Raw genomic sequence first — 25,696 nt, 5'->3', positions numbered from 1 at the left:
AATCCTCCTTTCTTCTAACCTAATACTTCAAACTTTCCATTTCCTGTCGACCTGCGTACTCCAATTCCGGATCTCTGCAGAACATTTAATAAAGCAACAGAGCCTTTTAATTTGAAAATACCAAGCGAAGCATCTGTATTTCTTCCAAACACTGGTATTATAACCTTTTTTCCTTTGATCGCCTGAATAGAAAAATCATCTGTCTCAACCGGAATATTCATTCTTTGAATAAAGATCTTAACATTCTCTTTCACAACGTCTGAAAACTCATCCTTATCAAACGTATAATAACTGTCTGAATTGGTATCATTATCATGGTATCTTGCCAGTAATGGGCTCTGCATTTTTATGATGATTTCATCATCTGTGATATCATTTATATTCTGAATATACACAGATATTAATTGCATGGAATTCTTGTTCATCGAATAATGCCGAAATTTCATAGTCTGAAACGCATTAAACAAATATAAAAATTCCTTATCATCAGCATCTGTAAAAAATACCATGAATTCGTTCTTATCAAGAAGTATCTTATCGTCTGTAAACTTAGCACCGGGAAGATAATACGAATATGTAAACGCCTTCATGATTGATCTGCTCTTATCATATAAACGCTGATACAAATCTTCGGAAATATTCTTCGTCGCAGCCTTTAAAAAACTTGTAAACAAACGATCCATCTCCTTCGGAAGAAAAGGAAATTCCAATTTAAAACGCAGTTTAATCTGATACATTTTTTCACCTCCTTGTTAATTTATTTTTCTTTGTATTATCAAAATAGCATATATTTATTCTCATGTCAATACCAATAACTTAAAAATAATTTAGTTGGTATTGTTTTTATAAAAATCATCCTGTTGTAATTTTCTATCATTCCATATATAATTTTAAATACATTGTGGAATGTAAATACTAATTTATTATTAAGATATTTAGTAATAGCCACATATTGGAACGTGCCTTATATTCCACAATGTATTTTTTATTACAATCAATCATTAATATGAATATACTAATCTATGCCATGTACAAAAAATCGTCCATCATATCAATTTCACTTCATAATTATAGGGATTTCTTATTAGAGAAAATAGAAAACTAAAAAGCCTCTATCTCAGACCCGCCCCCTTTTATTATGGAAATATTATACCTTTATTTGTCATAATGTGCAATAATATACGCATATTTTGTCAAATTTTAGAAAATACACTTTCAAATACCAATAACCCAAATACAAACGCCCCCGCTTATACAAGCGAGGGCGTTTGTCAAACCATGTAATACATTTAAAACTTCACAACTTCCGGTTCGTGTGTAAATGATGAAAAAGTTGCTGTTGCATTCTTAAAATAAAATACCTCGGTGTTACCATCATCTGCGGAATACATCTTCTGTAATGAAGGGTATGCATCCAGCATAGACTGTCTTGCTTCTCTGCGGTCATCTTCCACCAATTCTCCTGCTACACGAAGCCATTCTCCATTCATAAAAGCACAGATCTCAACCTTCGGATTTGCATGGATCTGCTTTGATACATCTTTTACTTTGCCTGTCTGTATGTATAACTTGCCTTCAAAAATATGGGCAGTTCCAAATGGTCTGACTCTTGGCTGGTCACCCTCTACAGTTGCTAAATAATAAGTTTCTGCGTCCTTTAAAAATTTTGCTACTCGTTCCATAGCATTGTCCTCCTGTCTATAATTTTTTTAATAACTTACTCTTCATACACCGGCTCAAAATCCTCTACCCCATGTCCACATATCGGGCAGGCAAAGTCTGCCGGCAGCTCGCTTCCTTCATATACATAATTACAGATACGACAGCGCCAGCCTACAATCTTCTTGTCCTGGGCTTTCGGTTCTGCTTTTGGTTTTACCTTTGTCTGATAATCCGCATAAGTCAGCGGTGCATTTGCATTGATCAGCTTGGCATCTACGACTTCTGCGATAAATAACGTATGTGTACCAAGGTCATGCTGTTCTACTACTTTTCCGCTGATCACGGCACAGGCATTCCATCCCATATACGGAATGTCATTGCAGTCCTTTGGCATTTGCAGATCTGCGAATTTATCCACATCTCTGCCGGACTGGAACCCGAAATGTTTTATCGTGGCAAATGAGCAGGTCTGATCCAGAATACTTAAGGCGAATATCCCGCTCTCTTTCAACAGATCACATGTATAATTCGTGTTTAATACAGATATTGCAACCCGAACCGGATTACCTGCCACCTGCATACATGTATTTGTGATGCAGCCATTTACCTTCTCCCCTGATCTGGTGGATAACATGAATACACCATAGGATAAATTATAGATTGCTTTTTTGTCCATATGCTTGTACCTCCCTTTTACAAAATACGATTTGTTTTTTCATCCTTGAAAGCAAGTGATTTTTCATCATTATATCATGTGCTTCGCAACTATCATGATCTAATTCAATTCACCGTTCGCCAATCATATAAGCATATTGGCTCTCTTGCACTCATTATACCACAAACCGAATAAATTTATAATTCTTTTCAAGAATTATTCTCAATAATATGCATTGTGAAAAAATCAGGCAGCTTGATATCCCCGATTCAGGATTGCTGCCTGATATTTTTTCTATCACTACTATATAATAAATAACCGGTAGCTGCTATCTTCTACTTCCCGTATTTCTCCACGCAAGGAGCACTTGTGTCAAATGCTGAGTTAAATGCATAGAAGTTCTTTGTATCCATCTTGTCACGGACAATGCCAAGGCTTTCACCGAAGCGCTGGAAATGTGCGATCTCACGTTCGCGAAGGAATTTGATCGGCTCATATACATCCGGATAGTCCTTGCAGAGACGCAGGATATTGTCATAAGTCGAGCGGGCTTTCTGCTCTGCTGCCATATCTTCGAAAAGATCCGTGATCGGATCGCCCTTACTCTGGAATTCGCAGGCGTTAAATGGAATGCCTCCTGCTGCCTGCGGCCAGATTCCTAAGGTGTGATCAATGTAATATTTGTCAAATCCCGATGCCTTAATCTCCTCGATCGATAATCGGCAGGTAAGCTGGTAAATGATCGTGGCAACGATCTCCAGATGTCCCAACTCCTCTGTACCAATATCGGTAAGAATCGCTTTCACCTTATTGTCCGGCATCGCATAACGCTGGGACAGGTATCGCATAGATGCACCCATTTCACCATCCGGTCCGCCGTATTGTGAGATTATCGCCTGCGCAAGCTGCGCATTTGTCTCTTTGATATTTACCGGAAACTGTAATCTTTTTTCATAGATCCACATTTAACAACCACACTCCCTTTCCCATGGCCAAGGTTTGTCAACCCAGTCAAAATAATTGTCGTCATTTACCTGATATCGGTTCAATGGACCATAGGCGGTCGTGTATTCGCGGACTGCCTGCTGCCGCATTGCTTTATAATTGCTGTATGCTGCCAGTGCCTTCGGACATTCCGGGTGAGTGTCCAGATACAGGGAAATGTCATCCAACGCGAAGGACACTTCTGTTATAAAGGCAAAGAGCTGCTGTTTGTTCATATTATTCATTGCCTATTTCCCCCTTACACCACAAAAGATCAGATTCAGATCTGGGAACATGGTTCCTTCGTGCAGCCCCTTTTTCGCATCATAGAGTTCCCCAAATTCCTGACTTGGCACATACGCCATACCAACCGGATGCGGACTGAATCTGCCACAGGTCTCGACATCCTTTCTTGTTGTTTCGCAATGATCCTGTCTGGAAGAACATCCGCCTGTGCCCTGACGGTTTCCATTGCAGGAAGAGGCATTGCGGTTATTTGCATATTGCATCATGAGATTTGGCTGAGCAGGATATCTGCCGCCATTTCTGTTGCAGTTTCTATACTGTTCCAAATGAATATACCTCCTGAATTTGCATATTATTCATCTCTCTATACTTTATGGGGAAAATGTAAAAATGTGACATATTACAGGATGATTGAGACGAATACATATAAAAAGAGCAGTAAACCTGATAATTTTACTGCTCTTTTTATATGTATTAATTTAACAAATTTTCTATATTTCTTGCACCATACAATAACCGTCGTACTTCCATAACATCATCAATTACCACATAATAAATCACATAATTTCTTACATAGATCCGGTAATATGGATATTCACGTTTTTTTCTGGAATGATATGGTTCAAACGCTACCGGATTATTTAATCTGGCTAATATTGCTGTTTCAACATCATTTATCAGTCGCATTGCCGCTTCTTCATTTTTTAAAACCTTCGAAATATAAGTCACTGTATCCAGCAAATCCTGTTCAAAAAGTGGCAAATATCTTAACTTGTAGATTTTATCTTGCATTCATCACACTCCTTGCTTTGCTAAATACTTCTTCATGTGAAAGTCTTTTATCTGTCGCTTTTGCCTGTCTGTCAGCTTCATCAAGTTTCATTTCAACATTCTCTGTAAGATTCGCATACTCTTCCATACTTAAAACAACCATCGCCCCATATCCATTTTTCGTTAAATATACAGGCTTTCCACTATTCACAATTGTTTCAATTTCAGGGAACTTATTTCTAAGATCTGAAACCGGTCTAATCTGTATCATTTTATCACTCCTTTTTATTTCATGCTTCTTGTCGTTAATATATTATCATTATTTTATCGTTATTCTGATATTATTGCAATATAGAATATATAAAATTCATATCATATGAATTATTAAACTGATAATACTATAGCATACTTCCCCTATTCCTCTGCATATATTCATTATGTAAAAGCAAAATCAAAGGGGATTCTATGATTAATCTGATCTGGGCTGCCATGATCTTAGTCGGTATTATCACCGCACTTCTGACCGGGCATATGGAAGATGTGAATGCCGGTATCATTGATGCCGGGAGTGACGCCGTTTCACTCTGCATCACCATGCTTGGAATTGTTACGATGTGGTGTGGAATCATGAAGATCGCAGAACGCACCGGTCTGATGAAGAAATGGTCATCGAAAATGTCCCCTGTCATGAGATTCTTATTTCCGAGACTTTCCCCGGAGCATCCGGCATATGAATATATGTGTACGAACATCATTGCAAATATTGTAGGGCTTGGGTGGGCTGCAACACCGCCGGCACTAAAGGCGATGCAGGAACTGGCTAAGGACAACAAGGGAAGCAAATCTGCCAGTCGAGAAATGTGCGTCTTCCTGATCCTGAATATTTCTTCGCTGCAACTGATCCCGGTAAATATCATTGCCTATCGTGCAACCTATGGTTCTGAACATCCTACCGCCATTATCCTGCCCGGCATCATCGCAACGGTCTGCTCCACCGCCGTCGCCGTCCTTCTGACTGTCATTATAAACAAACGAGGAAAATGAAGCGGCGAGTTCGCGTAGAAAACTCATAATAGACAACGCAGTTGACTTTCATAATACAGAATATATCTGTATATATATTTCGTCTTGGCAGGTTATTTATCGCAGACGTATGTCTGATTTTGGAAAAGTCAACGAGCATCGTTTGAGTTTTCGAAGCATGTTTGAGCCTGTTTACAGGCGAGTTTGCGTAGAAAACTCATAATTAACAGCGCAGTTGACTTTCAAAATCGACATGTCTGCTAAATAACCTGCCAAGACGAAATAAACATACACAGAATCTTAATGGAGGCTTGTCATGCTGACAACAATCTCAAACAGTATCATCCCGATGGTCATATTTGCTGTTGTGTTATATGGCTGTATTAAAAAGACGAATGTCTATGAAGATTTTATTGATGGGGCATTTGATGGAATGAAGATCGTAGTCGAATTAGTTCCAACATTGATTGGTCTATTTGCGGCTGTGCGAATCTTGAATGATTCCGGCGCCCTTGGCCTGATCACAACCGCTCTGAAGCCGATTGCTTCTCTCATACATACCCCGGATTGTGTGATCCCCGTCATTATAACGAAGCTGTTCTCCTCCGGGTCTGCCACCAGTCTGATGCTAAATATCTTTAACGACTATGGACCTGATTCCAGAGAAGGACTCACCGCTGCCATTATCCTTAGCTGTACGGAATCTTTATTCTATACGATGTCTGTATATCTGATGGCTGCCAAAGTCCGCAAATCCCGATATATCATCCCCTGCGCCCTGTTGTCTCTCGGTGCAGGGATCGTCGTAAGTATCCTGCTGGCAAATATGTTAGTATCCTAGGGCACCTGTTTTTCAAGTGCCCTTTTTCTTTTTATTCTAACATCCGCATCGCTTCTTCCATCACCTGAAGCTTATAGATCGTCTGCGCCACAAGATCTTCTCTGGCATTCACATCCGACTGGATCTCCCGCCGCTTTGTATCCTGTAACTGATATCCGGTTCTGACTTCGTGAAGCTGCTCGCCTTTTGCAGCCAGCTCGCGTTCAAGCCGTTCTGCATCTGCGCGTTCTTTTCGTATTCCGTCTGGCTTATTCTGATCGATCAGTCGTGCAAATACGTAACCGATCACAAAGCAGAGCACGATCGCAAGTATTGATGTAACCAGAAAACGAACCACATCTGTACCATTCATACGCTCTGACATTTGAATGTACGCCCGTGGCATCAGGAACAATGCCATGATACAGAATATGACAAATGGCACAATGGCGGCACGGATACCGGTTCGTATCCATCTGCTTCTGTGTCTTGGTACGATCTGTGCCTGATTGTTCCGGGCAGTCAGAAGCTCCAGTTTGTTCTTCCGTTCCATCGCCCAGGCTTCATTTAAGCGTTCCAATACATCCGGACTTTCTGCCAGTCGTTCCTTTGCCTGTTCGTATGCCTGAATATCCTTTGAGGTGCGGAGTTTATCCATATCATGTTTCAGATTCTCAAGCACTACCCGGATCGTTTCCTCATAAAGCCGGTCATTCAATTTGCGGCTGCTTCTGGTGTATATCTTTGATCGTTCTATAACAAGGTCAACTGCCAGCTTCGCCCCATCCTCCCGGATTGGAGAGTCGGCATCCAGTTTATCAAGCAATCGTCCAAATGCATTTCCTCGGTTTGCTTTTCTGTATTCATCATAATCCTCACGCTGATACACTTCTCCGCTCAGCGCGGCAATCCGGTAAGTGTCCAGTGCCTCCTGCAAATGAAAGGACTTCTCACATTTTTCCGGTCGTACCAGGTAGATCGAATAAATGTTTTTTTCTCCTTCTCTTGCAATGATACGATGCAATTCATCTGCCAGTTCTTCATCTGACATATAATTACTGACCGGATAGCGTATCGTCTTATATTCCTTTTGTGATGCAGGCACAAGCCGTACCGATACCACGCCATCTGATAACTTTCCCTGCACATAGCCATGCGGTCCGGTCTCCCTGTTATTGTCCGGTTCCAATACACCCGGATAACAAATCCTGCCATTGTACATATTCTTATAGGAAGCTTCATGTCCTAATCCGATATAATCAAATCCTGCTTTCCGGATCGTCGGATAATCGATCGGTATCGCGCCATGATTTCCGGCATGAGCCAGCAGGATATTTGTCATCTCATCATCCGCCGGTGTCAGTTCATCTAAAACTGCCATCTGCGCTCCGGCACTATAATAGCCGGCGCAATAAAGTACCGCATTTTTTTTCGGAAACCGAATAACATCGATCATGGCAGTTGCGTTTTCATGCTTTACTCCATATATTGCAGAGCTTGCCGGAACCGGATTCCGATACTCGCTGCAGCCTGCCACATAAATATTTGACCGGAAAGAATAGTTTGCAAGCACCCCATCTGATTTCATGTAATCATGATCTCCCTGACAATAAATGACCGCCGTCTTATCAAGCGGCAGAAATATCTCATCAATCCACGCAAGATCTTCTTCTGTTGCCGGATGGTCAAAGAGATCCCCTGTGATAAATACAAAATCAGCCTGTAATTTTCCTGCATCAGAAACGACCTGTTTCAAGGTCGTTATCCCGTCCTTTTCACCGGTCTGTCCGAACAGTAATTTGTCTGATTTTCGTCCGATATTCACATCACTGATATGGATAAACTGAATTGCTCCCATCGAGATCTCCCGTCTTCTCACTTCATTTTCCTGTCAAATGTATATTTTTCGCTTTATTTTCTAAAGTTTATGAATATTTTCCATAATTTTATTAAGTTTGACTTCTTATATACTATCATACCATATTTTTATGCCGGATACATCCTGTTTTTCGATACGGCTGATTGACTTTTGAAAAATGCTCTCGTATAATAATGAGTGTTTTTTTAATGAGAGCGTATGTCTATGCGTTTTTAGAATATATCAGGAGGAAATTATTATGCCTATTAAGTACGTGTTTGTCACAGGCGGTGTCGTATCCGGTCTTGGTAAAGGTATCACTGCTGCCTCCCTTGGTCGTCTGCTCAAAATGAGAGGCTACAAGGTTACCAGCCAGAAATTCGATCCATACATCAACATGGATCCGGGTACTATGAACCCGATCCAGCATGGTGAAGTATTCGTAACCGATGATGGTGCGGAGACTGATCTGGATCTTGGTCATTATGAGCGTTTTATCGATGAAAGTCTGAATAAGAATTCGAATGTTACGACCGGTAAGATCTACTGGAGTATCTTACAGAAAGAACGCCACGGCGACTTCGGCGGACACACCGTACAGGTAGTTCCACATATAACAAATGAAATTAAAGATCGCTTCTATCGGAATCCGGATGCAAAGGATACCGAAGTAGCGATCATCGAAATTGGCGGTACAGTCGGCGATATCGAGAGCCAGCCTTTCTTAGAGGCGATCCGTCAGTTCACACATGATGTCGGACATGAGAATTGCATTATGATCCACGTTACTCTGATTCCTTATCTGAAAGCTTCCGGCGAATTAAAGACAAAGCCAACGCAGGCGAGTGTTAAGAACCTGCAGGGAATGGGTATTCAGCCGGATATTCTGGTCTGCCGTTCTGATTATCCACTGGATCAGGGCTTAAAGGATAAGATCGCATTATTCTGTAATGTACCTAGCCAGAATGTTATCCAGAATCTGGATGTTGATGTATTATACGAAGTTCCTCTCGCTATGGAGAAAGAACATCTCGCTGATGTTGTGTGCAAATGCTTACACATGGATTGTCCTGCTCCGGAACCACATGCATGGAAGGAATGGAATGATATGATCACTGCATGGAAGAATCCGGAAAAAAAGGTTCGTGTTGCTCTCGTCGGCAAATATGTCTCACTGCATGATGCATACATTTCCGTTGTTGAATCCTTAAAGCATGCCGGTGTTGCAAACGATGCCGAGGTCGAGATCAAATGGGTAGATTCCGAACTTGTAACTCCTGAAAATGTGGAAGAAACACTGGGTGACGTCGATGGAATCCTCGTTCCGGGCGGTTTTGGTGACAGAGGTATCGAAGGCATGATCACCGCAATCCAGTATGCCAGAGAGAAAAAGGTTCCTTACCTTGGTCTGTGTCTCGGTATGCAGCTCACGATCGTTGAATTTGCAAGACATGTCCTTGGTTATGCAGATGCACACAGCTCAGAATTCAATCCAAACTCTTTCCATCAGGTTATTCATATCATGCCGAATCAGCATGATGTAACAGACCTCGGCGGAACATTAAGACTTGGTTCTTACCCATGTGTACTCAGCAAAGATTCCAAATCCTATGAGCTCTATGGCACAGAATACATCCACGAGCGTCACAGACATAGATATGAAGTCAACAATGACTACCGTAAGGCTTTAACAGATAATGGCATGGAACTGGTTGGTCTCTCTCCTGACGGTCATATCGTTGAGATGATCGAGATTCCGGATCATCCTTGGTTCATCGGAACTCAGGCACATCCAGAATTCAAGTCCAGACCAAATAAAGCACATCCGCTTTTCAAAGGTTTTGTTGCTGCGGCACTTGCCCACGAAGAGCAGTAGTTTATGCGAACACTTTACAACTGGTGTGTTTGCATAAATCTATGAAAAAAAGAAGATCGTCTTACCTATTATTGCGCAAGTCGTTTGCACTCTATTTCAACGCAACGGTTCTAAGTTCCTCGCCTTTGGCGACTCACTAAGAACCGGCGTTGAAACAGGCTTGCTTCATAATAGTAAGACGATCTTCTCTTTTTATTCAAATTCTCAATATGCAAACACACCAGTTATAAAGTATTCGCTTTCGAATCATCTTGATTTATTCATAGATCTATAGTTTGAAACGCTCTCGTCACAAACAACAAATTAAAAATACCATATAAAAGAAATGAGACATCTATATTTTATGTAGCAGACCTATTCGAACGCCGGTTCTTAGTGAACTGCCATAGGCAGTGAGGTTAGAACCGCTGCGTGAAAATAGAACGAAAGTGTTCTGCGTAATAAAGATATAGATGTCTCATGCTTATATGGTATTTTTATTTATACATCATGGCTTCAGCGCGCGGGTTGCGTTGATGATCGCGAGGAAGGCAACACCGACATCGGCGAATACCGCTGCCCACATATTTGCAAAACCAAGGGCACCGAGTACCATAACAATGATCTTGACAGCAAGTGCAAACACAATGTTCTGCTGCACGATACGAACCGTCTTTCTGGCAATTGCATATGCTACGGCAATCTTGCCCGGATCATCATCGATCAGAACGATGTCTGCTGCTTCGATCGCAGCATCCTGACCCATAGCTCCCATTGCGATACCGACATCGGCACGCATTAAAACAGGCGCATCATTGATTCCGTCACCGGTGAAGATCAATGTACTGTCTTCATCCTTCTCGCGGAGAAGCTGTTCCACTTTATCTACCTTATCACCCGGCATCAGTTCTGCACATACAGTATCAATGCCAAGCTCTTTTGCTACACTGTCAGCAACCTCTTTCTTATCACCGGTCAGCATAACAACATTATCAATCCCACATTTCTTGATTGATGCAATCGCATCCTTAACACCATCCTTGATCTCATCAGCGATCGTGATACATCCCTTATATGCACCATTTTCCGCTACGAAAAGGACTGTTCCAACCTTGGATGGCTGTTTTGCGCCTGCCATGGATATCTTCCTGGAATCCAAAAGCTTTTTATTTCCGACTAACACTTCTTTTCCATCTTTTAAGACCTTGATACCCATTCCGGAGATTTCCTCATATCCATCGAGGTGGTCGATCTGTACCGTTCCCTTATATGCAGCCTTGATTGATGCTGCGATCGGATGGTTGGAGTAATATTCGCCATATGCTGCAAGCTCCAAAAGATCATCCTCACTGATTCCATTTGCGCATGTCTCTACAACCTTGAATACACCCTTTGTCAGAGTTCCGGTCTTATCAAATACGGCAATCTTTGCTTTACCCAGAAGCTCCAGATAGTTACTTCCTTTTACAAGGATACCTGCCTTGGATGCTCCGCCGATTCCACTGAAGAAACTAAGTGGAATGGAGATGACCAATGCACATGGACAGGATACTACCAGAAAGATCAATGCACGGTGGAACCATTTGCCAAATTCACCTACAAAGATCGGCGGAATGATCGCTACTGCAAGTGCAAGGAAACACACGATCGGTGTATAGTATTTTGCAAATCTGGTAATGAACTGCTCGTACTGTGCTTTTCTCGTACTTGCATTTTCCACCAGTTCCAAAATCTTCGATACGGTCGAATCGTCAAATTCCTTTGATACCTTGACACGGATCACACCGTTCTGGTTAATCACGCCACTTAACACTTCGTCACCAACAGACAGCTTTCTAGGTACGGATTCACCGGTAAGCGCTGCTGTATCTACAAATGTTTCCCCTTCGATGACAGTACCATCGAGAGGAACTTTTTCACCCGGCTGCACGATGATGATATCACCGATCGCAACTGTCTCCGGTTCTACCTGAACGATCTGTCCATCTTTTTCAATATTTGCATATTCCGGCATAATGTTCATCAAATCTGTGATACTGGCTCTTGATCTGTTGACTGCATATTTCTGGAACCATTCTCCGACCTGATAGAACAGCATAACGGCTGCCGCCTCGCCAAATTCTCCGGTTCCGTATGCGCCTACAGTTGCAACTGCCATCAGGAAGTTTTCGTCAAATACATGACCCTTGCTGATATTCTTGATTGCCTTTAAAAGGACATCATATCCTGCCATCAGATATGGTACTGCGAACATCGCAGCCTTTACAACTGTATCCCACACTCCATTCAAATGGATGAGCTTCTCTGCAATCTCGCATGCGATAAATACCCCCAGTGCAACGATGATTCGAATTAACATCTTTTTCTGCTTCTTACTCATAATCCATCACCTTTTTTCTGCTATCTGCGATAATTTTCTTATTTTATCTTCTCTTTCAGCTTATGTAAATCTGTAACGTCTTAATATTCAGATCTGCATTATTTCTAATATTCGATCGCAGCTTCCTCATCAATGCTCTTGATGATCTTTTCTGCCTGCTTTAAGATCTCGTCTAATTTGTCTTCATCTGCGTCTAATGTAAGTTTCTGTGCCATGAAGCTGATAGATGCGCTGTTAACTCCCGGTAACTTGCTGATCTGCTCCTCCATCTTTGCTGCACAATTTGCACAATCTACATCACTTAAATTATATCTCTTCTTCATAATATCCACCTTTAACCTTTCTTATTATTCAAATATATGCTCAAGTCCCATTCGCATGATCACTGCTACATGGTCATCGGCAAGCTCATAAAACATATTCTTTCCGGCTCTGCGGTTCTTGATCAGCTTCGCCTGTTTTAACACTCTTAATTGATGAGAAATGGCAGATGCATTCATTCCAAGCTCTTCTGCAATGTCACCAACACTTTTTTCGTGATCCAGCAGTGTGTATAAGATCTGGATTCTGGTAGAATCGCCAAATACTTTAAACAACTCGGCCAGATCATACAGATTCTCTTCGTCCGGCATCATCTCATTAATCTCAGCGGTGATCTCAGCAATATCGTTCTCTTTGCATTCACATGCTTCCCTGCTGTCCGTATTCATTCTGTTCCTCCTCTCGCTGTTTTTATTGAACATTTGAATATCTGTTCATATGTTGTTTTTAATATAACATTATGTTTGCACCCTGTCAACTGATTTTTATATTTGCTTCAAATAAATTTCTTCCGCCAGATCCACTATATTATATTTTTCATTTTATACCTTCATCCTGTTTATACATTTTTCCTTATAATGGCAGTATATTTTTTCCATGTTCGCACAAACTAGAGATATGGAACCATTAATTTTGCGACACCTTGCCAAAAACTAATGTCCAAATAACTAGAAATCAGAGAGGAATGCCATGAAAGTATTTAATGTTATTTGTCTTACTCTTGTGATCGTTGGGGCGATCGTTTGGGGTATCATCGGAATCTTTAATTTTAATCTTGTAGATGCTTTATTCGGAACCGGCTCCGCCTTTTCCAGAATCATCTACACACTCGTTGGTATCGCCGGACTGTACCTGATCTCCTTCTACGGTCTGATCTGCAACGAGGACTAGCCGAACACGCAAAAAATCCCCCTTATGGTTGTGTGCCCTCTTCATATGCTGGTTCTTCCACTAACAATGACCTGCTGCGTTTTCTGTATGTTGCACATGCCTGACCCGTAAATACTCCTGTGCCAACTCGCCTTCGGCTCAGACAGGCACCCGTATTTACTGGCAATGTGCACCATACAACGAAAGCCTCGCATATGTCATATTTTAGTGAAAGAACCAGCATACAAAGAGGGATTTACGATCCACAATGGGAGATTTTTTCTGCTATTGATATTTCCACTATGATAAACTCGCGAATGTTTTTTCATAGTGAAAACACCAACACTCGAAACTGGATAAATCCCTGTATATCGAATGGTGTATTTTTCTGTTTATCTTTTTATTACTCATTTACATATAGCAACAAAACGCCCACCAAACAAATCTGATCTGGTACCTGCTCTATTATAATATGACATTAGCGAGGATTTCTTGATGAATTGCACATTGTCAGCGAATGTGGGTGCTTGTCTGAGTCCGAAGGACGAGTTAGCACAAGAGCATGAGCGGATAAGACATGTGCAATGAATAGAAACCGCAGCAAGTCATTTATAATAGGGTAGGTACCAGATCAGATTCATTTGGTTGGCATTTTGCCATCGTTAAAATAAAAATTCTTCGACAACGCAGCGGATCAGGCAGTAGATGATGACCACGATCATAAGCGGGGTAAGCAGGCGAAGCTTTTTGCCATTTTCATCGTACCGATTAAAAGGTTCCGTGAATACAGAGGTGAAACTCTCCATTCTGCCATTTATAGTCGCAAGCAGATAAATAATTCCTGCTGATATTACAGTGCCAACCAGCGCCATAGGTATATATGCCCGGATGGTGCTGAGCAGCATCGTCTGTGTTACTTCTGTATTTTCCGCCTGATCTTTTAACATCGGAATGATATTTGCAATATGCTTTATAACAACAGAAAAACCATTGATCAGAAAATGCATGATCATTGTTGGAATAATGCTTCCGGTTGCTTCTACGACAAAACCGAAGACCAAACCGATCATGATCGCATATGCCATCTGATTAAAATTCATATGCATCAGTCCAAATAAAAAGCCTGACATCAATATTGCCTTTAATCTGCCGGCTTCATGAAAGCTTCCGAACATGACGCCACGATACGCCAGTTCCTCTATCACACACGGCAAAAATGCCATGAAAAAAAGCGAAGTTCCAAGTGTATTATGATCAACCAGTGCTGAAGCTGCATGGCTGATCTCATTTCGCACAAATAACATTGAGATTGCATTTAACAATGTAATAAGTGGCTCCATAAACAGAACCAACGGTGGAAGCAGCAGGAGTGTCAACGGATGAAATCTCCGAAACCAGATGATATCCTTTACGTGCTTTCTCATGATGAACAAATATAACACTGTTGGTACAAATATCAAACTCTGACTGAATAATATGTTTTGTTTTATCGTGATGCCGGAAAACAGATCTGTAAATAACGCCAGCACCGTTACGATCTCATACACTACGATCAATGCTGTAAACAAACATTCAGCTCCAAAAATTTTCTTTCTTGTCTCCATATACCCTCTTATAATAATGCGGCAGATATCATTCATATATCTGCCACACCATCATTTTAAAATCTTTATTTACACAACTGCTACTGCTTCGATCTCAATCAGTACGTCTTTTGGAAGTCTTGCAACTTCTACACAGGAACGTGCAGGGAAATCTTTGTTGAAATATTCTTTGTAAATATCGTTGATAATTGAGAACTGGTTCATATCCTTAATAAATACTGTAGTCTTTACAACCTTGTCACAGGATGAACCGGATGCCTCGATCAGATTCTTCAGATTTGAGATTGCCTGTTTTGCCTGAACTGTGATATCTCCTTCTACTAACTGATTCGTTGCAGGATCGATTGGAACCATTCCTGACGTAAATAAAAATCCGTTAGCAACGATTGCCTGTGAATATGGTCCGATTGCCTGTGGTGCTTTCTCTGTGCTGATTATCTTCTTATCCATTTTTATATCCTCCTGAAATTTAATGCCTACATCTCCATAATGATCTCTCTTGCCAGACTCTCCGGTATGGCTTTTGCGTACTGGTCACCATCAAATACCTCGATCGCGCCGATTCCATGCTGTAAAACGAAACGCAAATGTCCGTCTCTGACCTTCTTATCGGTATACAGCTTCTTAACCAGAGCTTCACGGTCTATATAATCCGGAATCTCCGTTGGAAGATCTGCCTGCTTCAACATGGCAACCATAGCTGCTTCATCCTCTGCTGTACAGTAGCCAAAATGTTCTGCCATCTTCACCTCTGCAACCAGACCGATCGCAACGGCCTCTCCATGCAACAGCTTATAATCACTGACTGTCTCGATGGCTCTGCCAACCGTATGTCCAAGGTTCAAGACCTCACGCAAGCCGCTTTCCCGCTCGTCCTTCATAACGACCTGATATTTGATCTCGCAGTTCTTCTCTGCGATATGTCTGCATACCTCATCCTTTACTGCAAACACATCTTCGATATGCTCTGACAGATAATCGAAGAATTCCCTGTCTGCAAGGCAGGCATGCTTGATCGTCTCTGCAAGACCTGAAGATAACTGCCGCTGTGGAAGTGTCTTCCATGTTGCGATATCCAGATATACCTTCTGCGGCTGATTAAACAGTCCGATCAGGTTGGTTGCAAGCGGTGTATCGACCGCTGTCTTTCCTCCCACAGATGCATCCGCTGCCGCAAGTAATGTCGTTGCATAATTGATAAATGGAATTCCTCTGCCATAGGTTCCGGCTACAAATCCTGCAAGGTCTGTCACCACGCCACCGCCAACGGCGATAATGCAGCAATCTCTCCGATATCCCTTTGCAAGCATGGTATCTTCTACATACTCCTTTGTCGCTCTGGTCTTACTCAGTTCTCCTGCCGGAAAACTGATAAGATCTGTCTTGTATCCTGCTTCTTCAAGCATCTTATAAATCTTGTCCGCATATAGCTCTTTTACATTACTGTCTGTGACTACTACGAATTTGGATATTTCTCCAACCAGACCAGCCTTCAGATCATCGATCAGCTTCTGTTCCAGCTCATATCCGATCTCGATCTCATAGCTGTCGTCTACTACTTTTTTTAATTCGACCTTGAAATTACTCATATTCATCCTTTCATTTCCTGGTGCTTTTCAGCCATATAACACGCATAGCTGTCTTTTTGTTTCTGCTGAACATTCCTGCTCATTTATGAATCCGTTATTTGATGATAATGTTTTTCTCTGTGATCCGGATCTTACCCTCTTTTAACAAATGTCCGACCGCACGCTTAAATGCATTCTTGCTGAGTCCGAACTCTTTCTCGATCACTTCTTTATCTGCCTTGTCATTAAATGGTAAAGTTCCTCCATAGCTTTCGATGATATTGTATACCATCTCGCTGTCATTGTTGATCTGCTCACGGATCGGCTTCTGTAAACTCAGATTGAGTTTGCCGTCTTCTCTGACATTTGCCACACGGGCTTCTACCGTCTCACCCACATTGATCCGGGAATGGATCTCCTTCATCGGGATCAGGGCTGAATAGCGATTATCAACCGCAACAAATGCTCCAAGATTCTGATTAAATTCAAATACCGTTCCGCTTACCGCATCTCCTGCCTTATATGGGGACTGTGTCTCCAGATAGGCATATACTTTCATGCTGACGCACAAACGCTTGGAACGATCCTCATACATCCGGACCAGATACGACTGACCTTCCCTTACCTTGCTTGTCTGCTCTTTAAAAGGAAGCAGGATATCTTTTTCCAGTCCCCAGTCCATAAATGCACCGATGCCTGTCACATTGACACATTTTAATACTGCAAGTTCTCCCATCGTTATGATCGGATGATTTGTTGTTGCGATCAGACGATCTGCGGAATCACGATAGATAAATACATCTAACTGATCTCCCATTCTTGTTCCCGCAGGTACCTGTTTCTTCGGAAGCAGAACTTCCTCGTCATCGTATTTTTTCTCGGCAAGGTAAATGCCGAAATCTTTCTCTTTTACAACCTCTAAATGGTTCCATTCGCCAATCTTGATCATGCTGTCTGTCTCCCCGTTCTCTTTGTTTTAAATTCTACTATACATCTGGTCTGATCTTCTTCATCTGCAAATACAAACTGTATCAGATCATCTCTTTCTGCTTTCTTTATTACGATACATTCATCTTTTACAAACTGCCGCTTATACTCGCTTCTGATCTGACAGATCATGTCATCCGAATCGATATATTCCAACGCCAGCGCAATATATGCTTCATTATTCATGTGGTTATTCGAATCAATCTGATAAGGCAGAACAACCCTTCTGTCTGTCTCTTCCATGCCTTCGATCAGCCGGATCTTTCTCGGAGCATATTCCATCGGAAGCTTTTCTGCAAGAGGATATGCTGCTCCTACTTCAGGCTCAATTCTTACAGGACGAAGCGTATCAGTATCAATATAACTCCACTGGGAAGCTGCCTGTACAATATTCGCTCCATTCTCATCCCGAATAACTATATTACGATATCCCATAGAACCTTTAAAATCATATGCCCAGGTTCCAACCCTGATCTTCTCCTGTAATACCGGATACCGCTCCACATCGATCTGCCATGAGATCAGAAACCATGCCCGGTTATGGTCCTTCAGATATTCAATTCCAATTCCTGCCTGTTCTGAATCGAAGATCGCACAATCCTGAAAGTAATTTGCTATCGTTGCCGCATTTGCTTCCGGTCTTCCATGCGTTTCGCTGTATCTTACGATCGCATCAAAACTGTACATATGTATTCTCCATTTCCTATTATAATGTCATCTCCACAAGTGTTCCCATTATACAACAGCCGGGCTATTATTTCTACCTGGATTTTCTATTTCCATTGATTTTTATTCTCAAATTTTTCGTGTTCATTGCGTATAAATAACTTTTTGTAATTTTTTTAAAAAAGTGCTTGCTTTTTTCAAACTGTTATAATATAATATCATCTGTTGACAGCAATGGGCTATCGCCAAATGGTAAGGCACTGGACTCTGACTCCAGCATTTTCAAGGTTCGAATCCTTGTAGCCCAGCTCTTAAGAACCAGATGTGATCTGGTTCTTTTTTTTGTGCAATCAACCATCATGCAGAAATTGTGCTTGCAACGCAAGAGCACAAATTTCTATATGATGGTCAATGTTCATCGAGTCGTCAGACGAGAGGAACCTGATTGCACAAAATTGTTTTCAATTTGACGACCGCTAATCATCGAGTCGTCAGACGAGAGGAACCTGATTGCAATTAAAGGGAAAGGGACCGCCGTCTTACAGGCAGTCCCTTGTATTTATGAATATTTTTTTGTGAAAAAAACAACAACTTAAATTTCGGATGTCTTAGGAGCTATCTTCTCTCCCTTTCTTATTGTAACAAAATTGTAACACATTTTTAATTTTTGTGCAATGTCTATTTTTACTAATTTATCGGGAATTTATTTTACTTTTATGTATGAATCCTCTAATGCTTTCAAATATATTGTATATTTCATTTTATATTTTCTATTCTGCATCCGGCAGTCCCAAAAGCTGCAATGCATTTTCTCCAAGGATCTTTTTCTTGTCTTCATCTGATAACGGAAGTGCCTGTATGTCCTTTATGGCTCGCTTCTGATCTGTCCACGGACTGTCTGTTCCAAATACGATCCGGTCTGCTCCATGTGCTCTGATCAGTTTCAGGAACATCTCCTCCGATGCCAGCTTCCAACGATGTTCAGCACCCGAAAGCCATGCAATCTCTCCATAGGAAAATGCTGTATCCATATATACATTTCTTCCGCACAGCTTAGCAAGTACCTCGTCCCAGAGATTCCAGCCACCCATATGTGCAAGAACGAGCCGCTCCGGCTGAACCTCATCTAATACTTCGCACACCATGTCCGGTGTACAATGTGTTACAGAGGGAAGTCCGATATCTACTCCGGCATGAACCACAACGACCAAACCAAGCTCTGTTGCATAACTGATGATCCGTTTATAACGGATATCATTGAACATGGCATCCTGATAATCCGGATGCAGCTTAATTCCCTTTAATCCGGCAGACTTGATACCATTTAAAATCTCTTTATAGTTATCATTTCCGGGATGGATTCCGCCAAATGACCAGACGCCACTCCCCGTAAACTGGGCTGTTACTGCCTTTGCCACGGCATTGATCCGCTCCACCTGATGTGGTGCAGTTACAACAGGAAGGACAACAGAGATATCAACACCGCTTTGCGTCATTGAATGCTGCAAGCCTGCAAGTGTACCATCTGATGCCGGCTTTGTCTTTGATCTACTTACTAACAGTTCAAGTGTCTTTGAAGCTATTTTATCCGGATATGTGTGTGTATGAAAATCTACGATCATCTTTTATTCCTTTTCTTATCTTCTCCCTGCCACCCTGTATTTAGGGTAACACCCACGTTTTCATTTGACAATATTAAATTTTTCAGAAAATTATTAATTTCTTTCGCACTTTTCTATATAAAATGCCAAATTATATCGCCTGCCGGTTCCATGTTACACCGCATTTCACCGATATATGTAAATATTAAATCTTTTCTATCGTATTGAAAATCCGATCATTTTAGAGTATCTTAGTTGAGAATAAACTAGAAACAGAAAGGGCTGCTCCGGCAGTTTTATACATTATGGCTGGAAAAACAAAAAAGAAACTGACCGTTACACAGATGCGGTCTGTCATAAAATTCCTGATCGGTGTTAACATCGTCCTGCTCATCGCCGTTATCGTTCTGTCCGTCCTGTTGGCGGTCAGTCGGTCAAAAAGCAGCAAGGATACTGTCTCGATCATAAAACCGGACGGAAAATACACAGTCTGTCTGGATCCGGGACATGGCGGTTCCGACATCGGGGCAACCGGAATTAATAATATTCATGAAAAAGACGGAAACCTGAAGCTTTCCTTAAAGGTTGCAAAACTATTAAAGAAAAACGGAGTAAAGGTTGTTATGACGCGTGATGATGATTCTACCGTTTCTTCCGAAGAACGTGCTACGATTGCAAATGACTGCGACGCAGATCTCTATCTGGCACTCCACAGGAACTACGCAGCAAATCCTGAGGCCTGTGGTGTAGAAGCATGGATCTACAGCTCCGGTTCCGAAAAGAACCATGCGATCGCAGAAACCATCCTGTCCAATCTGGAAAAGGTCGGAATCTCCGATAACCGTGGTGTCCGTACCGGAACACAGTTTGACAGTGACAACGATTACATCGTTATCAAACAGACAAATATGACAAGTCTGATCATCGAGATGGGCTTTATCAGCAACGAAAAAGACGTAGAGCTTTACGATGATAACATGGACGATTACGCCGCCGCGATCGCAAACGGCATAATAGAATGGCTCAACGAATATCAATAAAACAATATGTATATAAAAGCCGGTATGAACAATCTGCCTGCCGGTACTATGAAACATCCATAGAGAAGCCGACTGATTTTCATACAATTTTGTGCTATGTCGGAGCTGCAAACGACTTTATCGCAGCGGAGACATATGCATATAAAATTGTATGAAAGAAGGTAGGCAAACGTGATGTTTCATAGTACCGGCAGACAGACCGTTCATACCGGCATTTTATCTATTCATTATTTTATTGTTATGGTTGTTACCGATCGAATATCAGAAACAGAACTTCCGATATAGATCGTATAACTTCCTGCTATGACCTTCCACGCATCCGTCTTCTCATCAAAATGACGGAATGCATCGGCTGTCAATTCAAATTCCGCATACTTTGTTTCTCCCGGTGCAAGTGATAACTTGCAGAAGCCCTTCAACTCCTTCACAGGATTCTCCGGACTTACTTCCGTTTCTCCGACATACAGCTCTACCGTCTCTTTTCCGGCAAGCTTTCCGGTATTTGTTACCGGGATCTGTACCTTGAATGTCTGACCATCCGGCTCTTTTACCTGCATATCCCCATAGGAAAATGCCGTATAAGATAATCCATGGCCAAATGGGAACTGTACCGGGATCTGATATTTGTCATAATACCGATATCCGACAAATACACCTTCTCTGTATGTCTCCGTCAATTTCGCATTCATTCTTTCATGCTCTTCTTCCGTTAAGGTTCTTCCGGGGAAATCTCCAAAAACCATCGCCGGTATCTGATCAAGAGATTTCGGCATGGTCATCACAAGTTTACCGGATGGATTAACTTCACCAAACAGGATTTCACCGAGTGCTCTGCCACCTTCCATTCCTGCATAACTCATCCATACAATCGACTTTGCATCATCAATCCATGCACTCATATCGACCGGATTTCCCGCCATCATGACAATGACCATATTCGGATTCACTTTTAAAAGTTCCGTGATCAGTTCATCCTGATGATATGGAAGCTTCAGATCCGGTCTGTCGTATCCTTCTTCATCTGTATCATGATTTAAACCGCCAACAAAGATCACATCATCATATTCAGAAGCAAGTGCAACCGCCTCTTCACGAAGTGCCTTCTGGATCTTCTGTCCTTCCGGATCATTTCCTTCATAAGCCCCCTGCTCCGATGCCAGTTCATCCAGACTTACCTCCTGCCAATTCAGTACCTGCTGTCTGTTCTTATCCGGCACATAATAACCTTCTGCATAGGTCACTTCGCAATTACCGCCAAGCTCCATCTTAATACCAAGCAGTGGATTGATCTCATAAAGTGCCGCAATCTCCGCACTTCCGCCACCATTTGAATGAAGCTTTGCTGCATTATGTCCGATCACCAGAAGCCGATGTGTCTTCTCAGGTGCAAGCGGCAGTCTCTGTTCTTCATTCTTTAACAGTACAATTGATTCTCTGGCTGTCTCTAACACTGCATCCTGATGTGCTGAAGTATCATAACTTCCTTTCTTCCGGCTCCGGTCACGAACCGCATAGACAGCCGGCTTCTGTTCCGTGCAGCCAGCGGATATAGCCGTCTGTTCATTGTCCCCACTTTCGACTTCTACAATATCTATCATCTTGACACGTAGCATGAATCGGAGAATACTCTTTACTTTTTCATCAACTCTTTCCTCTTCGATCTCACCATTTCTTACCGCATTTAACAATGGATCTGCCATGCAGTATTCATCGAAGTTTGCATAGATTGACATCTCTACATCGATCGGGCTTTCTGCTGCGGCCTTTGTATCGTGGATGCCACCCCAATCCGAAACGATCAGGCCGTCATAATTCCATTCTTTCCGCAGTATCTCACCGAGCAGTTCATTATTTTCACAGCAATGAACCCCACGGAACAGATTATAAGCACCCATAATAGATCTTACCTTTGCTTTCTTTACTGCTGCTTCAAATGCAGGCAAGTATATCTCACGGAGCGTTCGTTCATCGATCTCGACATTCACCCAGTTCCGCTCTGTTTCCTGATTATTAACAGCAAAATGTTTCACACAGGCACCCACGTCAGAACTCTCGATCCCTTCGATCACCGGAACCGCCATCTCTGATATCAGATATGGATCTTCACTGAAATACTCAAAATTTCTTCCGCAAAGTGGCGTCCGCATAACATTGACACCCGGCGCAAGTATGATATCCTTGCCACGTCCTCTGGCTTCCTCTCCAAGTACCGTTCCTGATTTTCCTGCCAGTTCCCGGTTCCAGGTTGCAGCGATCGCACTGTTACTCGGACAATATGTAACTCCATCATCATTATGTCCGGCTCTGCCCCAGTTATCATTAAAGAATTCGAACCGCACCCCTGTCGGGCCGTCCGACATCACGATTGGGGGGATTCCAAGTCTTTCTACTGCCCCGGTGCGGAACAGACCCGCACCATGGATCATCTTTATTTTCTCTTCTAATGTCAGTTCATTTACTAACTGATCGATCTTTCTTTCATAACCTTTGTGAAACATCATATTTTTCCTTTCTGTCCAGATATTTACAATCCTTATCTGCAAACGATACGGTTGCTGCAGGCTGTAAGAACCGTTGTGCCGGCTTTCACTTCAAGTTTCGTCCCCTGTGCTCCTCTAGATTCTACTTTTTATCCTCTATTCTCTGCTCCACACATAGCAGTATGCCTGTGTTCTCGCTGCAAATTTCGCTTTCTTAAGAAGTTCTCTGACTTCTGCCTTTGTATACCAGCCGGCTTCGATCTCTTCTAATGTAGAGGTACTCTTATGGAACTCTCCCCGTGCCTTTCCAACAACGCAGACATTTGTTTCATTTGAAAAACCGACCGCACTGTAGCTGGTTCCGATGAAATCATCGATCTCATATAATTCCAGCCCTGTCTCCTCACGAAGCTCACGCTTCGCACTCTCCTGCGGCGTCTCACCCGGATCGATCAGACCTGCCGGGAAGTTATATACCCATTCTCCCGGCGCAAGACGGAATTCCTTATCGATCAGTATCTTCTCGCCGGTCTCATCCGTAGCAATGATCACAACTGCATCTGCCATTTTGCCATGCAGTCCTTCAAAATCCGTAATGTCACCATTCCGGCTGATCATCTCATATACCTTCTTCTGATGATCCACTGTCTCATATGTTATATCATAGCGGGTAATAAATTTACCTTCGCATTTCTTTTCTACTTTTTTGAATTGCATTTTCAAATAACACCTTTCAAGTACTAATATTATAAACCGAAGCCGGCATAACAAGATCCATATGATCCGTAACAGAAGCGCTTATGTCTTTCCTTTAAGGAACCTCAACATCAAATCGGAATTTTGTATAAGCAGGATTCAGATAACTCATGGTAAACTCTACAATATTATAATCTGCATCCGCACCCTGATAATCGATCTTATAAATCGCAGTTCCACGTTCCACCTGCAGCAGCTCTGCGAGCCGTTCATTTGCCTCACATATGACCAGCTTCTGTACAAAATGGCATGGCATATGTCCTTTTGCTTCCATATAATCATATAAAGACACTTTGGCGAAATCAAATTCATCCAAATCATCAAAATATTTTATCGGTACATATGTATACTCCACTGCAAATGGTATATCACCCTCTGATCGTACCCGGTAAATTCCATATATCATCTCATCATCCGAAATTCCAAGCTTATATCCCAGATATTTACTTCCTGTGATCTCACCGGTTCCGAGAAGGCGGTTTTTTACCTCCATTCCACCCTTACGGAGCGTCGCTGTGATGCCGGTATTTCCTGCTTCATTTGAATTATCCAGATCGATCTTTTTCTTATCTCTTTGTGCAACATACGTTCCGGAACCCGGTTTACAAACCAGATATCCTTCTTCTACAAGCTTACTGATCGCACGTTTTACGGTCATACGGTTCACACCATAGGCTTCCGCCATTTTTCTCTCACTTGGTATTGCTTCACCCGGCAGATATTTTTTTTCATCTATTTTCTTGATAATAGAATCCTGTAATTGAATATATAATGGCATTCTATAATCCATGGAGCACCTCCTCCATCTTTTGCTTAATGACAGGATCTTCTTTTTCAAATGCGACCCATTCTTTATTGATCACCGATTGCAGATATTCCAGAACCTCACCTTTCTCGTCATATGTGATTCCCTCTTTTTTTACAAGAGCAGTCAGCTTGTCAACATTCAAGGCTTTGGCTTCATTTTCATCAGCATATACAATTCCGATTGTTAATTCCTGTTTTTTGGGAATATGATGATATTCCTGAATCAAAATATCAAATAACGAATTATCTTCCAGATCAAACCGCATCAGCTTAGGAGCCTTGCTTTCCGGTATATATGAATATTCTATGGTGATCGGAACAGCCCTGTCTTCTTCTACGACCATACGGATACGGGTAATTTTGAATAACGGAGTTCCTAACGGAAGCTTAATACTTTTATTCAGTTCCTTATCTACTTCCACACGCTCAAACGCCAACAGTCTGCTTCTTGTTTGTGCCCCCATCTTTTCCAGCTTTTCACTGAATGATCGAATCCGGTCAAGATTGGATATCATTCTTCTGTGGGCTATGTAGTTGCCGCTCCGTTCCCTGCATTCTATGATCCCTTCATCCTCTAATAATTTATATGCAGATCTGACGGTAGCTCTCTGTACCCCAAACTGTTCAGCCAGATCCCGTTCAGATGGGAGTTTTTCTCCTTCTTTCAGTTTATTTTTCATAAAGTAAAATTTTAATTCATACGCAATAAACTCATCTTTATTCATCAATTTCATGGCAAACT

Annotated in this window: 27 protein-coding genes and 1 tRNA gene; 6 read left to right on the top strand and 22 right to left on the bottom strand. The window is 41.9% G+C overall.

What is annotated here, in order from left to right; translation table 11 throughout:
• Window positions 1-14 precede the first annotated feature (14 nt).
• The 8 genes from cas6 to DWW43_RS02585 all read right to left on the bottom strand — a co-directional run bounded on the left by cas6 (window position 15) and on the right by DWW43_RS02585 (window position 4,589).
• Window positions 15-737, bottom strand: a complete 723-nt coding sequence (gene cas6 / locus DWW43_RS02620) for a CRISPR-associated endoribonuclease Cas6 (RefSeq protein ID WP_119962634.1) — start codon at window positions 735-737, stop codon at window positions 15-17.
• Between the two features lie 552 nt (window positions 738-1,289).
• Window positions 1,290-1,682: a pyridoxamine 5'-phosphate oxidase family protein gene (locus tag DWW43_RS02615; protein ID WP_117785333.1), complete on the bottom strand. Its 393-nt coding sequence runs from the start codon at window positions 1,680-1,682 to the stop codon at window positions 1,290-1,292.
• 35 nt (window positions 1,683-1,717) lie between these two features.
• Window positions 1,718-2,338, bottom strand: coding sequence for a flavin reductase (locus DWW43_RS02610; protein WP_119962633.1), 621 nt, complete (start codon window positions 2,336-2,338; stop codon window positions 1,718-1,720).
• A 314-nt stretch (window positions 2,339-2,652) separates the two neighbouring features.
• Entirely contained in the window at window positions 2,653-3,282 is a 630-nt protein-coding gene (locus DWW43_RS02605) for a manganese catalase family protein (protein ID WP_119962632.1), read from the bottom strand.
• Window positions 3,283-3,546, bottom strand: coding sequence for a spore coat protein CotJB (locus DWW43_RS02600; RefSeq protein WP_008401169.1), 264 nt, complete (start codon window positions 3,544-3,546; stop codon window positions 3,283-3,285).
• Window positions 3,547-3,549: 3 nt separating this feature from the next.
• Entirely contained in the window at window positions 3,550-3,873 is a 324-nt protein-coding gene (locus DWW43_RS12255; RefSeq protein ID WP_243104378.1) for a spore coat associated protein CotJA, read from the bottom strand.
• Between the two features lie 148 nt (window positions 3,874-4,021).
• Window positions 4,022-4,339 carry a type II toxin-antitoxin system RelE/ParE family toxin gene (locus DWW43_RS02590; RefSeq protein ID WP_119962631.1) on the bottom strand — a complete coding sequence of 106 codons (318 nt, stop codon included), beginning with the start codon at window positions 4,337-4,339 and terminating at the stop codon, window positions 4,022-4,024.
• The gene (locus DWW43_RS02585) at window positions 4,329-4,589 is read right to left on the bottom strand and encodes a type II toxin-antitoxin system prevent-host-death family antitoxin (protein ID WP_008401165.1); all 261 of its coding nucleotides are present in this window, start codon (window positions 4,587-4,589) and stop codon (window positions 4,329-4,331) included. The genes DWW43_RS02590 and DWW43_RS02585 overlap by 11 nt, the downstream gene beginning before the upstream one ends.
• A 194-nt stretch (window positions 4,590-4,783) precedes the next feature.
• Here DWW43_RS02585 and DWW43_RS02580 point away from each other — a divergent pair, with 194 nt between their 5' ends.
• Complete coding sequence (locus DWW43_RS02580; protein WP_119962630.1) at window positions 4,784-5,362, top strand: nucleoside recognition domain-containing protein; 579 nt, start codon at window positions 4,784-4,786, stop codon at window positions 5,360-5,362.
• A 295-nt stretch (window positions 5,363-5,657) separates the two neighbouring features.
• Window positions 5,658-6,182, top strand: a complete 525-nt coding sequence (locus DWW43_RS02575) for a nucleoside recognition domain-containing protein (protein WP_119962629.1) — start codon at window positions 5,658-5,660, stop codon at window positions 6,180-6,182.
• 31 nt (window positions 6,183-6,213) lie between these two features.
• On the opposite strand, the gene DWW43_RS02570 is transcribed toward DWW43_RS02575, so the two are convergent.
• On the bottom strand, window positions 6,214-8,019 hold the full coding sequence (locus DWW43_RS02570) for a metallophosphoesterase (protein ID WP_119962628.1): 1,806 nt from the start codon (window positions 8,017-8,019) through the stop codon (window positions 6,214-6,216).
• 259 nt (window positions 8,020-8,278) lie between these two features.
• On the opposite strand from DWW43_RS02570, the gene DWW43_RS02565 reads away from it, so the two are divergent.
• Entirely contained in the window at window positions 8,279-9,895 is a 1,617-nt protein-coding gene (locus DWW43_RS02565) for a CTP synthase (RefSeq protein ID WP_119962627.1), read from the top strand.
• Window positions 9,896-10,382: 487 nt separating this feature from the next.
• Here the strand turns inward: DWW43_RS02565 and DWW43_RS02560 are convergent, their stop codons facing one another.
• The 3 genes from DWW43_RS02560 to DWW43_RS02550 form a co-directional block, all read right to left on the bottom strand.
• Window positions 10,383-12,254, bottom strand: coding sequence for a heavy metal translocating P-type ATPase (locus DWW43_RS02560; protein ID WP_119962626.1), 1,872 nt, complete (start codon window positions 12,252-12,254; stop codon window positions 10,383-10,385).
• Window positions 12,255-12,358: 104 nt separating this feature from the next.
• Entirely contained in the window at window positions 12,359-12,577 is a 219-nt protein-coding gene (locus DWW43_RS02555; RefSeq protein ID WP_008401157.1) for a heavy-metal-associated domain-containing protein, read from the bottom strand.
• A gap of 24 nt (window positions 12,578-12,601) precedes the next feature.
• Entirely contained in the window at window positions 12,602-12,964 is a 363-nt protein-coding gene (locus DWW43_RS02550; RefSeq protein ID WP_021943626.1) for a metalloregulator ArsR/SmtB family transcription factor, read from the bottom strand.
• 301 nt (window positions 12,965-13,265) lie between these two features.
• On the opposite strand from DWW43_RS02550, the gene DWW43_RS02545 reads away from it, so the two are divergent.
• Complete coding sequence (locus DWW43_RS02545; RefSeq protein WP_008401155.1) at window positions 13,266-13,466, top strand: DUF378 domain-containing protein; 201 nt, start codon at window positions 13,266-13,268, stop codon at window positions 13,464-13,466.
• A gap of 641 nt (window positions 13,467-14,107) precedes the next feature.
• Here the strand turns inward: DWW43_RS02545 and DWW43_RS02535 are convergent.
• The 5 genes from DWW43_RS02535 to DWW43_RS02515 all read right to left on the bottom strand — a co-directional run bounded on the left by DWW43_RS02535 (window position 14,108) and on the right by DWW43_RS02515 (window position 18,291).
• Window positions 14,108-15,049, bottom strand: a complete 942-nt coding sequence (locus DWW43_RS02535; protein WP_161117236.1) for a type II CAAX endopeptidase family protein — start codon at window positions 15,047-15,049, stop codon at window positions 14,108-14,110.
• Window positions 15,050-15,118: 69 nt separating this feature from the next.
• Window positions 15,119-15,499 carry a RidA family protein gene (locus DWW43_RS02530; protein WP_008401150.1) on the bottom strand — a complete coding sequence of 127 codons (381 nt, stop codon included), beginning with the start codon at window positions 15,497-15,499 and terminating at the stop codon, window positions 15,119-15,121.
• Window positions 15,500-15,525: 26 nt separating this feature from the next.
• Entirely contained in the window at window positions 15,526-16,638 is a 1,113-nt protein-coding gene (gene aroB, locus DWW43_RS02525; RefSeq protein ID WP_119962659.1) for a 3-dehydroquinate synthase, read from the bottom strand.
• Window positions 16,639-16,732: 94 nt separating this feature from the next.
• Window positions 16,733-17,566, bottom strand: a complete 834-nt coding sequence (locus DWW43_RS02520) for a S1-like domain-containing RNA-binding protein (RefSeq protein ID WP_008401148.1) — start codon at window positions 17,564-17,566, stop codon at window positions 16,733-16,735.
• Entirely contained in the window at window positions 17,563-18,291 is a 729-nt protein-coding gene (locus DWW43_RS02515) for an acyl-ACP thioesterase domain-containing protein (RefSeq protein ID WP_119962623.1), read from the bottom strand. The genes DWW43_RS02520 and DWW43_RS02515 overlap by 4 nt, the downstream gene beginning before the upstream one ends.
• Window positions 18,292-18,505: 214 nt before the next feature.
• Between DWW43_RS02515 and DWW43_RS02510 the strand changes: the two genes are divergently transcribed.
• Window positions 18,506-18,578, top strand: a tRNA-Gln gene (locus tag DWW43_RS02510).
• Between the two features lie 462 nt (window positions 18,579-19,040).
• On the opposite strand, the gene DWW43_RS02505 is transcribed toward DWW43_RS02510, so the two are convergent.
• Window positions 19,041-19,892, bottom strand: a complete 852-nt coding sequence (locus DWW43_RS02505) for an amidohydrolase family protein (RefSeq protein ID WP_119962622.1) — start codon at window positions 19,890-19,892, stop codon at window positions 19,041-19,043.
• Window positions 19,893-20,176: 284 nt separating this feature from the next.
• On the opposite strand from DWW43_RS02505, the gene DWW43_RS02500 reads away from it, so the two are divergent.
• Window positions 20,177-20,911, top strand: coding sequence for an N-acetylmuramoyl-L-alanine amidase (locus DWW43_RS02500; protein ID WP_119962621.1), 735 nt, complete (start codon window positions 20,177-20,179; stop codon window positions 20,909-20,911).
• 227 nt (window positions 20,912-21,138) lie between these two features.
• Here DWW43_RS02500 and DWW43_RS02495 read toward each other — a convergent pair whose 3' ends face one another.
• The 4 genes from DWW43_RS02495 to DWW43_RS02480 all read right to left on the bottom strand — a co-directional run bounded on the left by DWW43_RS02495 (window position 21,139) and on the right by DWW43_RS02480 (window position 25,688).
• A complete protein-coding gene (locus DWW43_RS02495; protein ID WP_347475235.1) occupies window positions 21,139-23,412 on the bottom strand; it encodes a glycoside hydrolase family 3 C-terminal domain-containing protein in 2,274 nt (757 codons plus the stop codon).
• Window positions 23,413-23,547: 135 nt separating this feature from the next.
• Window positions 23,548-24,108: an NUDIX hydrolase gene (locus DWW43_RS02490; protein ID WP_008401142.1), complete on the bottom strand. Its 561-nt coding sequence runs from the start codon at window positions 24,106-24,108 to the stop codon at window positions 23,548-23,550.
• A gap of 94 nt (window positions 24,109-24,202) precedes the next feature.
• On the bottom strand, window positions 24,203-24,937 hold the full coding sequence (locus tag DWW43_RS02485) for a GntR family transcriptional regulator (protein ID WP_119962619.1): 735 nt from the start codon (window positions 24,935-24,937) through the stop codon (window positions 24,203-24,205).
• Window positions 24,927-25,688 carry a GntR family transcriptional regulator gene (locus DWW43_RS02480; protein WP_119962618.1) on the bottom strand — a complete coding sequence of 254 codons (762 nt, stop codon included), beginning with the start codon at window positions 25,686-25,688 and terminating at the stop codon, window positions 24,927-24,929. Before DWW43_RS02480 ends, DWW43_RS02485 begins: the two co-directional genes overlap by 11 nt.
• Window positions 25,689-25,696: the final 8 nt, after the last annotated feature.

The sequence above is a fragment of the Clostridium sp. AF15-41 genome, from assembly GCF_003604095.1.
Classification (GTDB): domain Bacteria; phylum Bacillota; class Clostridia; order Lachnospirales; family Lachnospiraceae; genus Coprococcus.
This window is presented reverse-complemented; position numbering and strand designations above follow the sequence as displayed.